The sequence below is a fragment of the Kitasatospora sp. NPDC053308 genome (assembly GCF_055585785.1).
Map to the genome: position 1 here is coordinate 428,064 of NZ_JBVJJY010000003.1, position 14,190 is coordinate 442,253.

Sequence of the window (14,190 nt, forward strand, 5' to 3'; positions counted from 1 at the left end):
CGGATCGGTCCGTGGGTCGGTCCATGGATCGGTGCGGGCGCAGGTGTGCGCGTGGGTGCGCGAGGCGGCCGGTGCCGCGGGCGCGCGGACGCCGCGGGGGTGTCGGCGGGTGCTGGTGCTGACGGGGCGGAGGCGGGGGAGCGGTGCGGGCGGCGCTCCGGGCGGCGGGCCCGGTGGGGCGCCGCCGCCCGGGGCCGGGCGGCCGCCCGGCGGCCATGCGGGAGGGGGCGGAGCGCGGGCACGGCGCGGCGGCCGGGCCCCGGGCGCGCCGCCGCAGCCGGTCGCGGTGGCGCTGGCCGTCCGGGCGGGGGACTTCGGTGCCCTCGCGCGGTACGGGCTGTTCGGCGGGCTCGGCCACCAGGACTACCTGCGCCGGGCGGAGGAGCAGCTGACGGCCCTCCACCGGCAGGGCCTGGAGGTGCACCTGCGGGTCCTGGAGGCGGAGGACTTCGAGGACTACTGCGAGGCGCTCGGCCTCGACCCCCGGGTGCCCGCGGCCCGGGTCGCCTACGCGGGCGATCCCGAGCTGGCCGGGGAGCCGTTCGTCTACGCGGGGGAGCGGCTGGCCGAGCTGCTGCCGGTGCTGATGGACGACCACCGGGCGCGGGTGCGGATGTCCGTGGCCTGCGCGGCCCTGCTGGACGCCGTCGGTGACGATCCGGCCGGGCAACGCCGGATGGCGGCAGTGATGCGGTACGTGACGTCGGTGTACCTCGCGCTGGCCGAGGGCGCGGGGGAGGGCTGCCACCTGCTGACGCTGCGCTGCCACGGTCCGGAGGACGGCGAGGAGCTCACCTCAGCGGTGGACGTCTGCGTGGAGCAGGGGCGGCTCCTCCCCGCCGGGCGGGACACCGAGGCGTTCTGCGTCACGCTGGCGGCCGGTGTGGCCTCCGGGGGCGAGGGGGCGCTGCTGCTGCACGGTGATCCGTCGAGGGGCGGGCACTCCGAGCCCTCGCCCGGCGGCCCGGGCGATCCCCCGAGCAGCGGCGCCCGGGCCCGGCCGCCGGTGCGGGGCTGGGCGCTGGCCGACGGGCGGTTGCGGCCGATGACGGCCCACGAGGTGTTCGACGAGCTCGCCGACGACGCCGCGCGCGGACTGCCGTTCCCGCCCGGCGTGGATCCGCGGCCGGGGTTCCCGCTGCCCGGCTTCCCGGGGCCCGGGGGAGGGGGTGGGCCGCTGGTGTGATCAGGGCGTTCGCCGCCTCCGCATCCACCATGCGGCGCTGGGGACTGTTCATCGACCGCCTGTTCGGGGAAGATTCGGAGAAGATCAACAGCAGGAGCGTGCGGTACCCCACGCCGCCGCTCCGGCCGCTCCGCTCCGTACCGCGCCCTGCAGGTCCCTCCGCGCACCGCCGGTCCGGCGAGCCCGACAGCGAGAGGGGGACGCATGAGCGAGCGGCGCGAGCTCGGCGCCGGGAGGTGCGCGCCGACGGACGCCTGGGCCCCGGCCGAGCGCGGCGAGGCGAGAGCATGAGCCCGATCGAGTACAGCGCGGAGGTCGCCGAGCTGCTGGGCAAGGTGCGGCGGCGTCCGACGGCCGGCTGGCCCTGGCGGCCGGGCGAGCAGGTGCCGGACGGGCTGCCGGTCAAGCAGTCCTGGGGGTGGCTGTTCGCCCCCGACGGGCGGGTGCTGACCCTGGTGAACCCCCGGGACGGGATCTGCTCGCTGCCCGGTGGCTCGCTGGAGCCGGAGGACGGCGGTGACCCGGCGGCCACCCTGGCCCGCGAGGCCGCGGAGGAGGCGCAGGCGGTGATCGGCCGTCCGTACTATCTTGGCTACCTCTACGACCGGGTCGGCTCGGCGAACGGTGGGCACGAGTGCGCGCGGGTCCGGATGGCGGCGTCGCTCCGGGCGGTCGGCCCGAGCGTGGCCGACCCGGCCTCGGGCCGGCACTACCGGCGGCTGCTGGTCGCGCCCGGGCTCGCCGTCGAGCTGCTGGGCTGGGGTGCACCCGGACTGCGCCAGGCCCGGGCGGCGGTCGCCACTGCCGTCCGCTGGCTCGGCGTGCCGGCCGCCGCCAACGAGACGATCGAGGAACTGCCGGTCGAGGGTTGCACGGTCTCCCCGGGTGCGGTGTACCCGGGCGCGTGAGGGACTGCCCGGCCCGGACGCGACTCGACCCGACTCGACCCGACCCGACTCGACCCGACCCGACTCGGCGCGGCACCGACTCGGTGCGGACCGGGCTCGGCGCGGGCTGATCGGACGTAGGGCTCATCGGACGTAGCGGTGATCGGACGGTGGGGGTGACGCGGAGTAGGGGCCGGCCCCTGGAGGGCCCATCCCGCCATGAGCCGTCCCTCCGTGCGTCCGTCCCGACGTGTCCGCGCCCGCTACGGCTTCCGGATGCCGGAGTGGTCCCCCCGCGCCCGTCCTCGGCCTCTCCTTCGGAAGGCCGATCGGCGTCGAAACCGACTCAACGGTGGTCGGACGGCGACCCCAGGTTTACTCAGCAGTTAATCTCCGAAATCTGCGGGTCTACGCGCAGAGCGCTACGCGCGTCAAAAAGCACCCGCGCTGACCTGTGCGAACTCACTTTCTGTCAGGGTCAGTTCATCTCTGAGCCATCAGACGGCCCGTCAACATCCTTGGCGTGAACGCTTCCAGGGTGGCCCGCCGCCTGGTATCACTTCTGTGACCCACGCCACGCACCTCACCCCCACCCCCCACCCTGGAGGTGTCATGCTCCGCCCTGCCCGTGCTCTGTCCATCGCCGCGATTGCGGCAGGCCTCACCATGACGACGCTCTTCGCCGCCTCGTCAGCCAACGCGGCCGGCGTCAACTACGTGGCCCTCGGTGACTCGTACTCCTCCGGTGTCGGCGCCGGCAGCTACCTGAGCGACAGCGGCAGCTGCAAGCGCAGCACCAACGCGTACGCGTACCTCTGGAAGAACGCGCACTCGCCGTCCTCCTTCAAGTTCGTCGCCTGTTCGGGCGCACGGACCGGGGACATCCTGAACAGCCAGATCTCGGCGCTGGACTCCTCCACCACGCTGGTCAGCATCTCGGTGGGCGGCAACGACGCCGGCTTCGCCGACACCATGCAGACCTGCGTCCTCGGCTCCGACAGCTCCTGCCTCGACGCCGTCAACACGGCGAAGAACTACGCGGTCAACACCCTGCCCGGACAGCTGGACCAGGTGTACTCCGCCATCAAGGCCAAGTCTCCGAAGGCCCACGTCGTGGTCATGGGCTACCCGCACATCTACAAGGTCAACGGGAGCTGCATCTTCGGCATCAGCGACACCAAGCGTGCGGCCATCAACGGTGCCGCCGACACCCTGGACGGCGTCCTCGCCAAGCGCGCCGCCAACGCGGGCTTCACGTTCGGCGACGTCCGCAGCATCTTCACCGACCACGAGATCTGCGGCAACCTCACCACCTGGCTGAACAGCACCACCCTGCCGATCGACGAGAGCTACCACCCGAAGGCCGCCGGCCAGGCCGGCGGCTACCTCCCGGTCTTCTCGGCGTCCTGACGGGTTCGTCGGACGCTGTTCCGACGCCGCCGGACGGCCGGTGCCGCCGCCCCCTCCGAGCTCCGGGGAGAGGGCGGCGGCAAACGCCGTTTCGGCTACGAGGTCCCGGCCGGACGGGTCGGAGCCTGGGCGGATCGGTCCGGAACCGGTCGGGCCGGGCTCGGCCGCGTCGGCGCGGGCCCGACCGGCGGGAAGGGGATGCCGGCGAGGACCGGCAGCAACTCCGCCTCCTCGTGGTCGAGGTGCGCCTCCAACTCGGCTGACATCCGGTCCAGTTCGGTCCGGAGTCGCTCCGGTTCGGTGATCTCGACCCCGGCCAGCAGCGCCAGCAGTTCCTGCTTGATCCGCCCGATCGCCCGGTGCTGCTCGTCCAACCGCGCGAGCACCCCGGCCAGCTCCGGGTGACTGCGCGCGAGGGCGGGGAAGACGGCGCCGTCCTCGCCGGCGTGGTGGTGCGTCAGCCCGTCGCAGAACGCGAGGCAGCGCTGCCGGAGCTGCAGCCCGAGTCCGGCCGGTCGGCCGGGGGCGTGAGCGCGCGCTTCCTCCCGGACCTGGCGCAGTTGCGCCCGCAACCAGGTGTGCGCCTCCAGCAGCTTGTCCGCGAGCGTGCGCACCACCGGTGCGCCGCCGTCGCCGTCTGAGTCGGTATCGGTGTCGGGGTCGCCGTCGGGGTCGGGGTCGGCTTCTGCTCCGGACCCGGAGCGCGACGGCTCCCGCTCCAGGACGACGACCGGCAACTCGCGCTCGGTCAGGGCCTGGTAGTCGCCGTACCCCGGCGCCTTCCGGACGACGGCGGCGAACAGCTCTTCCCGGCGGGACCCCTCGGCGGGTACCGCTATCGCGTCGAAGGCGTCGGTCCCGAGCTCGACCCGGACCACCGGATGGGCCAGCAGGTTGTGGTACCACTGCGGATGCTCCGGCGCCCCGGCGGCCGAGGCCACCACCAGCAGCAGACCGTCCGCCCGCACGTACCCGAGCGGCACGGTGTGCGGACGCCCGGACCGGGCTCCGGTGGTGGTGAGCAACAGGAGGTCGCCGCCCTCGAACGGGCCGCCGACCCGTCCGCCGTTGGCGCGGAACTCCTCGATGACATTCACGTTGAAAGACATGGGCACGCGTGTGGGGTTAAGTCTCCAGGGATGCGGGGGTCGCGGCCACACGCGGTGACAGTCGGGGGTGGCGCAGCGCGCACACGAACGCCTACACGGACACCGCGGTGACCGCCGGACGTCAGATCAGGGAAGCGGAGAGAGTGCTCATCGCGCGTCGTCCCTTCGGCAAGGTGCTCGCTCGGCTGTCGGCCGGCCCACTGCTCTGTGGCCGACGCCGCGCTGCACGCCCCCATTAGAGCCACTGCGCGGGCGCACTGTCAACGAGTGGATCATGCCGGGCGTCGAGCACGGGGTGTCGAGCACGGGGCATCGAGCACGGGGCATCGAGCCTGGGGCGTCGAGCACGGGGTGTCGAGCACGGGGCATCGAGCACGGGGCATCGAGCCTGGGGCGTCGAGCACGGGGCGTCGAGCACGGGGCGTCGAGCACGGGGCATCGAGCACGGGGCATCGAGCACCAGGCGTCGTGCGAGACGGCGACGCGCCGCCGCTCCCCTCGGGCGGCGGCGCGTCCGGTCCGTGGCTCGGTCAGCGCAGGTAGGCGGAGAGCCCGGCGGGCTTGAGCCCGACGGCCTCGGTGGCGGCCAGGGCGCGCTGCAGGTCGCCGGCCAGGGTGTCGGACCAGTGCATGAGGATGACGTCACCCGGCTGCAGCGGGCCAGGGTGCCAGACGTTGGCGGCGCCCCAGCTGAAGTCGGCGTCGGCGGTGAGCACGGTGCGCATGCCGCAGTTGGCGGCGGCCTGGAGGGTGTCGGCGTTCCAGGCGAAGTACGGCGGGCGGAAGACCACCGGCGCGGTGCCGAAGAGGCGGGTCATGGCGTCGCGGGCGTCGCAGATCTCGACCTGCTGCCGCTCCGCCGGGAGCTTGCTGAGATCGGAGTGCGAGACGCTGTGGTCCTGGATCGAGGAGCCCGGTACGGCGGTGACCCGCCGGAAGAAGGCCGGGTCGGTGCCGGCCGGCATCGGCAGCGGGAAGGCGGTGATCGGCAGGCGGTGGTCGGCGATGAACTGCTCCGCCTCGGGGGTGCGCTGCCAGCCGTCGTCCACGGTGAAGAAGACGACCTTGTCGGCGGTGGGGACGGAGCCCGCCGCCACGGCCGGGGCAGGCGCGGGGCCGTCGACCCGGACGTCGTCCACCGAGAACGGCCCTTGCTGGTACCAGCCGTGGACGTACAGTCGGACGCTGCGCGCGTCCGGTCCGGTGGTGAACCGGGTGGTCAGCTGCTGCCAGCCGCCGCCGGTGCTCTCCGTCCAGGCCGGCGCGACGTCCCGGCCGGTGCCGGTGGCGCCGAGGTAGACGAAGTCGCCGCGTACCCAGGCGGAGGCGGTGTAGACGGTGTTCGGCTGGACGGAGACGGTCTGGGCGCATTCGCCCGTGGAGTCGGCGTTCGCCGGGGTGACGGTCAGCGCGGAGGTGCCGGAGTGCGGGGCGGTGGTGGTGACGGCGGCCTCGGCCGGTCCGCCGGTGCAGTTCCAGCCGGGGATGCTGCCCCAGTCGGCGAGGTCGGGGGCGGGCACTTCGAACCCGGGGTTGGTCGCCAGGTTGACGGTCGCGGCCGGTGGCGCGGTCGAGGGCGTGGGCGCGGCCGTGGGCGCGGCCGAGGAGGAGGGCGACAGCGTCGCGGCGGAAGCGCCCGGCGCGGCGAAGGTGGTGAGCAGCGCGACGGAGGCGGCCAGCGCGGACAGGCGCGTGGACATCGACACGTGAGGACTCCAGCGTGTGGGGGAGGCGCCCGTGGGGAGGGCGTGAGCGGAAGGAAAGGGCTCCCGGAGGGGCGGGAGCGGAGGGGGTGGTGGCGCGCCGCACTCGGACCGAAGAGCAACAATGGACTGGACCAATCGGCCCGTCAAGGGAACGGCGGATGAACCGAACCGCCTTCGCCCCTCCTCGGAAAGCGACAAGACGGCCCGTCAGAAACACTCCCGGACATACCGCTCACAACCGTGCCGTCACAACCGTGCCGCTCACGGCGGGGCTGCTCACGCCTGGCTGATCAGGACTGGTAGAGCTCCTCGATGTCCGCCGCGTAGTACTCCGCGACCGCCGCCCGGCGTAGCTTGAGCGAGGGTGTCAGCAGCCCCTGCTCCTGGCTGAACTCCCGTGGCAGCAGCCGGAACGCGCGGATCGACTCGGCGCGTGACACCGCCGTGTTCGCCGCCGCGACCGCGCGCTGGATCTCGCTGTGCAGGTCCTCGTCGGCGAGGACCGACCAGGCGTCCAGTTGCTCCCGGCCGCTGGTCTTCAGCCAGTGCGCCAGCGCCGCCGGGTCGAGCGTGATCAGTGCGGCCACGTACGGGCGGTCGTCGCCCACCACCAGGCACTGGGAGACCAGTGGGTGGGCCTCGACCCGTTCTTCGAGGGCCGCCGGGGCGAGGTTCTTCCCGCTGCTGGTGACGATCAGGTCCTTCTTGCGGCCGGTGATGGTGAGGTAGCCGTCCTCGTCCAACCGCCCCAGGTCCCCGGTGGCGAACCAGCCGTCGACCAGCGACTCGGCGGTGCACTGCGGGTGGTTGAGGTAGCCGCCGAAGACCGAGGCGCCGCGCACCCACACCTCGTCGTCGTCGGCGATCGCCACCGACGCGCCCGGCACCGGACGCCCGACGGTGCCGAGCTTCTGCCGGCCGGCCGGGTTGGCGGTGATCGCGGCGGAGGTCTCGGTGAGCCCGTACCCCTCGTACAGCTGCAGGCCGGCGCCGGTGAAGAACAGGCCCAGCTCGCGCCGGAGCGAGGAGCCGCCGCACATCACGCTGCGCACCCGTCCACCGAGCACCGCGCGCAGTCTCGGGTAGACGGTCCGCTCGTACGCGAGGTGGCGCAGCCGCAGTCCGGCGCCCGGTCCGGGGCCGCGTCCGAAGGTCTTCTGCTCCCGGGCGGCGGCCCAGTCGACGGCCACCTGCCGGGCCTGCTCGAAGAGTTCGCCGCGTCCGGCGTCCTCGGCGGCACGCCTGGCCTGCTGGTAGATCTTCTCGAAGACGTACGGGACGGCGTGCAGGAAGGTCGGTCGGAAGGACGTCAGCGCGGGCAGCAGGGCGTCGGTGGAGACCTCGGGGACGTGGCCGATCCGGAAGCCCGCGCGGAACGCCGCGATCTGCACGGCCCGTCCGTAGACGTGGGCGAGCGGCAGGAACAGCAGGGTGCCGGGCTGGCCGCCACCGGTGTCGCGCAGGACGTCCCCCCAGCCGGCGAGCAGGGCGTCGGCCTCGGCGGCCAGGTTGCCGTGGGTGAGCAGGCAGCCCTTCGGGCGGCCGGTGGTGCCCGAGGTGTAGACGACGGTGGCGATGTTCTGGGCGCCGACGCCGAGCCGCTGGCGGTGCACCAGGGAGTCGGGCACGCCGCGGCCGTCCTCGGTGATCGCGGCGACGCAGTCGCGGTCCAGCTGCCAGATGCCGGTGAGGTCGGGCAGCGCGTCGCAGACCGCGCCCACGGTCATCGCGGCGTCCTCGTCCTCGACCAGGCAGGCGACGGCCTGGGTCTCGGCGAGGATCCAGCGCACCTGCTCGGGGGCGGCGGTGGGGTAGACCGGGACGGTGATCGCGCCGATCGACCAGAGGGCGTAGTCGAAGAGCGTCCACTCGTAGCGGGTGCGGCACATCAGCGCGACCCGGTCGCCGTAGCGCACGCCGTGCGTGAGCAGGCCCTTGGCCAGGGCGAGCACCTGGTCGCGGAACTCCCGGGCGGTGACGTCCTGCCACTGGCTGTCCCGGGACCGCCCGTCCCCGGCCCGGTCGCCCCCGGTCCGGCCGGTGCCAAAGCGCCCGTCCCCGGACCGCCGGGACAACTGGACCAGGTCCGGGGTGCGCTCCGCGGTGTCGTACAGCGAGTCGGCGAGTCCTCCGGCGGCCTCGGGCGCGGCCGGGGCGGGGGTGCTGAACTCGCGCACGGTCCTCCCCAGTTCGGCGCCGGTTTGTCCGGGTGGAGCGAAACTATCGGATCGGTCAGTCACTGCCCAGAGTTGTGACGGTGACCCGACGAGATCGGCACGGGTCCGCCCGTGTGGTGCCGTGGTCGTGGAGGATCCGGTGAAAGCGTGGGGGAGGGGTGGGGATGGGGTGTCCATCTGGCATTCCGGGCATCGGGGGACGATTCCGTCGTGATGCGAAGGTGTGCGGGAGCGGTTCCTGACGTGTGCGGGGCAAGCTGAACGCGTGGATTGGTTCGACCCTCGAACGAGTGGTCAGGGCGTAGTAGAGTCGCGCAGACCTGCGCCGGGAGGCCCCTCCAACCCCCTCTCCATCCCCCGTCGCACCCGCCGCACCCGTCGCTTCCAAGGCCCCTCCCTCCCTCACCCTCTCCCTCTCACTCCTCCCCCCCGCCCTGTCCGCGCCTGGCACTTCCCGACCGAGGACTCCATGCGTCTGCGCAGCAGCTCGATCCGCGCGAAGATCATCGCGCTGCTCCTGGTGCCCATCGTGGCGCTCGCCGCCCTGTGGGTGTACGCGACCATCGCCACCACCGGGGACGTCTGGAATCAGCTGAGGATCAGTCGTACGTACAAGGAGTTCTCCGGTCCGGTGGACCAGTACGCCAACGACCTGCAGGACGAGCGCCGCGCCGCCGTCCAGCGCCTGGCGGACCCGCGCTCACCCGTCGCCCGGGACGCCTACGAGCACGCCAAGGCGGCCACCGACCGCAGCCTCACCGTCCTGCGGCAGCTGAAGGACGGCAGCGGCAGCAAGCTCTCCACCGCCCAGCGCGGACGCTTCGTGCAGATCATCGCCGCCGCCGACCAGATGGGCCCGCTGCGCTCCCAGGTCGGCCGCCTGGCGCTCAACTGGGAGTTCGCGCTGGACCAGTACAGCGACCTGGTCAAGCCGGTGTTCGGCTTCCGGTCCGCGTACGTCGCCCGGCAGAGCGGTCAACTCCCGCGCCAGGGAACCATCCTGATCGAGCTGTCCCGCGCCCGTGAGTACCTGGCGCAGGAGGACGCGGCGATGGAGGGACTGCGCACCAGCGCCGGAAAGCCCACGGCCGAGCAGTACCAGGTCGCGCTGGACGCCCTGCACAACCAGCAGGCGCTGTTCACCGTCTACATCGCCGAGCTCGAACCCGCCGACCAGTCCGACTACGTCGCCCTGCGCGGCGGCGAGGCCTGGAACGCGCTGGCCCGCGCCGAGGCGGACTTCGTCGGTGCCGGCGGTCCCGACCGGGTGGTCCAGGCACTCAACAGCGACTCCTGGCGGGTGACCGCGGACCGGGCGCTCGGGGACCTCGCCTCGATCAACAGCCGGATCGCCGCCGGACTGGACGAACGCGCCCACTCCGCGGCGATCGGGATGCTCTGGCGGGGCGGCATCGCCGGTGCGATCGGCCTGGTCGCGGTCGTGCTGACGATCATGATCTCGTTCCGGATCGGGCGCGGCCTGGCCCGCGAGCTGATCGGCCTGCGCAACGCGGCCAACGAGCTGGCCGGCACCCGGCTGCCCTCCGTCATGCGGCGGCTGCGTCGCGGCGAACCGGTGGACGTGGCCACCGAGGCGCCCGAACTGCACTTCGGTGCCGCCGAGATCGGCCAGGTCGGCCAGGCCTTCAACGCGGTGCAGCGCGCCGCCGTCGAGGCCGCCGTCGAACAGGCCGAACTGCGCCGCGGGGTCTCCGCCGTGTTCGTCAACCTGGCCCGGCGCAGCCAGGTGCTGCTGCACCGCCAGCTCACCCTGCTCGACACCATGGAGCGCCGCACCGAGGACCCGGCGGAGCTGGAGGACCTCTTCAAGGTCGACCACCTCACCACCCGCATGCGCCGGCACGCCGAGGGCCTGATCATCCTGGCCGGGGGCTCGCCGGGGCGTGCCTGGCGCAAGCCGGTCCGGATGGTGGACGTGGTCCGGGCGGCCGTCGGTGAGGTCGAGGACTACGCCCGGGTGACCGTCCGGCCGTTCCCCGGCACCGGCCTGCTCGGCAGCGCCGTCGCGGACGTCACGCACCTGATCGCCGAACTCGTCGAGAACGCCGCGGTGTTCTCCCCGCCGAGCACCCAGGTCACCGTCCAGGGCGAGGTGGTGGCGCACGGCTTCGCGCTGGAGATCGACGACCGCGGCCTCGGGCTGAGCGAGCAGCTGCTCGCCGAGATCAACGAACGCCTCGCCGTGGAGCAGGAGTTCGACCTCGCCGACACCGACCGGCTGGGCCTGTTCGTGGTCAGCCGGCTGGCCCGGCGGCACGGCATCCGGGTGCACCTGCGGCCGTCCCCGTACGGCGGGACGACGGCGGTGGTGCTGATCCCGCGCGAGCTGCTCGCCGAGGCGCCGGACGGACTGCCGGAACCGGCCGCGGCCGGGCGGCGGGCCGTGAACGGCGGGCGGCGCGGGCCGCGGGACCTGGTCGCGGTGCCGGGCTCGGGAGGGTCGGGCGGCGAGCGTCCCGGGGCGTCCCGGGGCGGGTCTTCGGGCGGGTCCTCGGGTGCGTCGTCCGGCTCCGTTGCGGGCTCTTCCCCGCGGTCCTCCTCGGGCGCCGGTGCGGGCGGTTCGGGCGGTACGGGCGGTCGGCACCGGGTGACCGGCGGGCCGCGACCCTCCGCACCGGAGGCCGGGCGGACGGCGGGCGGTCTGCCGCGTCGGGCGTCGCGGACCAAGGGCGGCCCGGTCCTGGTGCCCTCGCCCGGGGCGGACGTCGAGGGCGCGCCGGCGACCGGGCGGCACCGGCGGGAGGACGTGGTGGTGGCCGCCGCGGCCGAGGCCGTCGCGGCTGCCGAAGCCGCCGCGGTCGCCGAGGCTGTCGCGGTCGCCGAGGCCGCCGGAGCCTCCACGGTCGCCGTCGAGGGGCCTGCCGCGGCTGAGGTTCCGCCGGTGGACGCCGGGCCGCGGACGGCCGGTGGTCTGCCGCGGCGGGTCCGGCAGGCGAACCTGGCGCCGCAGCTGAGGGAGCAGTTCGCCGAGCAGGTGAAGGAACGATTCCGCGCAGCGGGCGGCCCGGCCGCCCGGGCCGGCGCGGACGCGCCGGAGGACGCCGGCGCCGCTCGGGACGCCCGGGAAGCACGGGAGGCGCGGGAGCGCTCGCCCGAGGAGGCCCGGGCGGCCTTCGCCTCCTTCCAGCGCGGCTTCACCCGGGGTCGAGGCGCTAGTGTGCCGACGGAGCGTACCGGCTCCGCCCCGGACCGCCGGGGCACGCCGAGGGACGGCGCATCACGCGACCGGCTCGCCGCCGTACCGCTCTGGCAGCCGCCGGATCCGTCCCGCAAGGCGATCAGCCCGGCACCCGCCCCGGCGGCGCTGCCCGCGCCCTCGGACGGCGCGCGGGCGCCGCTCGTCCGTCGGCAGCCGCCCGGGCAGCCGGTGCGCCCCGGCCAGGTCCCCGGTCCGCCGGTCCCGCCGGCGCCGCAGGTACGGCCCGCAGCGCCCGCGCGATTCGAAACTCCCGCGCGATTCGAGGCATCCGCGCGATCCGAGGTACCCGTACGACCGGAAGCATCCGCAGGACCCGCTTCTCCAGTACCACCTGCATCACCTGCCTCACCTGCCTCACCTGCACCACCCGCTCCAGCGGAAGGAACTGATTCATGACCACTTCGACGCAGCCGTCCGGGGACCTCAACTGGCTCCTGGACGACCTCGTGGGGCGCGTCGCGGCCCTGCGGCACGCGGTGATCCTCTCCAGCGACGGCCTGGCCACCGGCGCCTCCCGCGACCTCGACCGCGAGGACGCCGAGCACCTGGCCGCCGTCGCGGCCGGGTTCCACAGCCTGGCCAAGGGCGCCGGCGGGCACTTCAAGGTCGGCGGCGTCCGGCAGACCATGGTGGAGCTGGACGAGGCCTTCCTGTTCATCACGGCCGCCGGCGACGGCAGCTGCCTGGCCGTGCTGAGCGACGCCGAGGCCGACATCGGTCAGATCGCCTATGAGATGGCCCTGCTGGTCAAGCGGGTCGGCGAGCACATGGCCGCCGAGCCGCGCACCGAGACCGCCCCGCCGGGGAGATGAGCGGGCCGATGTCGGATCCGAAGGCGGACCTGCCGGACGTGCCGGACGTGCCGGACCTGCCGGACGGTCCCGAGGTGCCCGTGGGCACGGAGGGGCCGTCCGCCGCGGAGGCGTCCGGCGCGGGAACGTCCGGTGGCGAGGCGTCCGGCGGCGAGGTGTCCGGTGCGGAGACGTCTCGGCATCCGGACGCCGAGGTGGACCGTGACCGGATGGGCCAGGACCGGACGGGACACGACCGGATGGATCGGGAGGGGACGGGCCGGGAGCAGGGGGAGCCGGACGGGCCCGCGGTCGACCTGTTCCAGCCGCGCACCCCGGTCGACGACCGCTGGTTCGACGACGAGGCCGGCCCGGTCGTGCGGCTCTACTCGATGACCCGCGGCCGCACCCGGCCGGTCGAGGAGGGGCTGTTCGACCTGATCTCGCTGATCACCGCCGCCGAGCCCGGGCCGGACGCGGGGGCCGTGCCCGCGCACGTCCTCGACCCCGAGCACCAGACACTGCTGGCCCTGTGCCGCCACGAGCCGTTGTCCGTCGCCGAACTCGGCTCCTTCACCGACCTGCCGGTCAGCGTGGTGCGCGTGCTGCTGGGCGACCTCTACGACGCCGACCTGATCAGCGTCACCCGACCCGTTCCGCTCGCCGAGCTGCCGGACGAGCGCCTGCTGCGAGACGTGATCAATGGACTCCGAGCGCTCTGACCACCACCCCGGCCCGGGCGGCGGCAACCCGAACGACCCGCGGTGGCGCGGCGGCCCGGGCGTCGCCGTGAAGATCCTGGTCGCGGGCGGCTTCGGCGCGGGCAAGACCACCCTGGTCGGGTCCGTCAGCCAGATCCGGCCGCTGCGCACCGAGGAGGAGCTCAGCGAGCTGGGCCGCCCGGTGGACGACACCTCGGGCGTGGAGGCCAAGCGCACCACCACGGTGGCGATGGACTTCGGCCGGATCGACCTGCGGCCCGGCCTCGCGCTCTACCTGTTCGGCACCCCCGGGCAGGACCGGTTCTGGTTCGTCTGGGACGAGTTGGCCCGCGGCGCGCTCGGCGCGCTGGTGATCGCCGACACCCGGCGGCTGGCGGACTGCTTCCCGTCGGTCGACTTCTTCGAGCAGCGCGGCATCCCGTTCGTGGTCGCCGTGAACTGCTTCGAGGGCACCGAGCGCTTCTCGCCCGACGAGGTGCGGGACGCGCTCGACCTGGATCCGGACATCCCCGTGCTGCTCTGCGACGCGCGGCTGCGGGAGGACGGGAAGGACCTGCTCGTCGCCCTGGTCGAGCACGCCGCGGCCCGTCGGCACGGCGCTCCCGTCCGGGCCTGAATCCGCTTCTGACCTGGGCTTTCCCTGCGGGGGTCGGGCGGGGACCCATGGTGGGATCCGCGCTGGGATCCCCGCCACGTCCGGGGCCTGAGGAGGCCTCAGGCGGCGGCGCGGAGACCGTCCGCGCCCACCGACGTCTCATTCGGTTGTCCGCATCCCGGACGGTCGGTGTTCGGAAGGTTGCCTGGAGTGGCCCGGCCGTGGAAGGCTCTGGGGACGAAGGCCGCCCGGCCATGCCGTCGGGAGCCCCGGAGACGCCCGTTCCGCATGGGCGCCGACCGGCGGACGGCCTTCGGAGATCCGGCGAGGACCCGTCGGCGCGCACCGGAAGCGGTGCGCCGCCACGCGCAGAACGAGGGGAGGGGC

General features: G+C 74.0%; 10 protein-coding genes. 7 read left to right on the plus strand and 3 right to left on the minus strand.

All coding sequences use genetic code 11. The features are described from left to right. Positions 1-286 precede the first annotated feature (286 nt). The 3 genes from ACZ6Y7_RS09840 (at position 287) to ACZ6Y7_RS09850 (ending at position 3,483) form a co-directional block, all read left to right on the plus strand. A complete protein-coding gene (locus ACZ6Y7_RS09840) occupies positions 287-1,186 on the plus strand; it encodes a hypothetical protein (protein ID WP_465757335.1) in 900 nt (299 codons plus the stop codon). Between the two features lie 287 nt (positions 1,187-1,473). Next, positions 1,474-2,094, plus strand: coding sequence for a hypothetical protein (locus ACZ6Y7_RS09845; protein WP_465757336.1), 621 nt, complete (start codon positions 1,474-1,476; stop codon positions 2,092-2,094). A gap of 591 nt (positions 2,095-2,685) precedes the next feature. Then, on the plus strand, positions 2,686-3,483 hold the full coding sequence (locus ACZ6Y7_RS09850) for an SGNH/GDSL hydrolase family protein (RefSeq protein ID WP_465757337.1): 798 nt from the start codon (positions 2,686-2,688) through the stop codon (positions 3,481-3,483). Positions 3,484-3,578: 95 nt separating this feature from the next. On the opposite strand, the gene ACZ6Y7_RS09855 is transcribed toward ACZ6Y7_RS09850, so the two are convergent. From ACZ6Y7_RS09855 to ACZ6Y7_RS09865, 3 genes are all read right to left on the minus strand, one after another. After that, complete coding sequence (locus ACZ6Y7_RS09855; RefSeq protein WP_465757338.1) at positions 3,579-4,598, minus strand: nitroreductase/quinone reductase family protein; 1,020 nt, start codon at positions 4,596-4,598, stop codon at positions 3,579-3,581. A 524-nt stretch (positions 4,599-5,122) separates the two neighbouring features. Beyond that, entirely contained in the window at positions 5,123-6,292 is a 1,170-nt protein-coding gene (locus ACZ6Y7_RS09860) for a polysaccharide deacetylase family protein (protein WP_465757509.1), read from the minus strand. Positions 6,293-6,588: 296 nt separating this feature from the next. Next, complete coding sequence (locus tag ACZ6Y7_RS09865) at positions 6,589-8,475, minus strand: AMP-dependent synthetase/ligase (protein ID WP_465757339.1); 1,887 nt, start codon at positions 8,473-8,475, stop codon at positions 6,589-6,591. Between the two features lie 469 nt (positions 8,476-8,944). On the opposite strand from ACZ6Y7_RS09865, the gene ACZ6Y7_RS09870 reads away from it, so the two are divergent. The 4 genes from ACZ6Y7_RS09870 to ACZ6Y7_RS09885 are packed head-to-tail and all read left to right on the plus strand — an operon-like array spanning position 8,945 to position 13,824. Then, complete coding sequence (locus ACZ6Y7_RS09870; protein WP_465757340.1) at positions 8,945-12,091, plus strand: sensor histidine kinase; 3,147 nt, start codon at positions 8,945-8,947, stop codon at positions 12,089-12,091. Beyond that, the gene (locus ACZ6Y7_RS09875; RefSeq protein ID WP_360490059.1) at positions 12,088-12,507 is read left to right on the plus strand and encodes a roadblock/LC7 domain-containing protein; all 420 of its coding nucleotides are present in this window, start codon (positions 12,088-12,090) and stop codon (positions 12,505-12,507) included. Before ACZ6Y7_RS09870 ends, ACZ6Y7_RS09875 begins: the two co-directional genes overlap by 4 nt. An 8-nt stretch (positions 12,508-12,515) precedes the next feature. After that, on the plus strand, positions 12,516-13,208 hold the full coding sequence (locus ACZ6Y7_RS09880; protein ID WP_465757341.1) for a DUF742 domain-containing protein: 693 nt from the start codon (positions 12,516-12,518) through the stop codon (positions 13,206-13,208). Further along, on the plus strand, positions 13,189-13,824 hold the full coding sequence (locus ACZ6Y7_RS09885; RefSeq protein ID WP_465757342.1) for a GTP-binding protein: 636 nt from the start codon (positions 13,189-13,191) through the stop codon (positions 13,822-13,824). Before ACZ6Y7_RS09880 ends, ACZ6Y7_RS09885 begins: the two co-directional genes overlap by 20 nt. Positions 13,825-14,190: the final 366 nt, after the last annotated feature.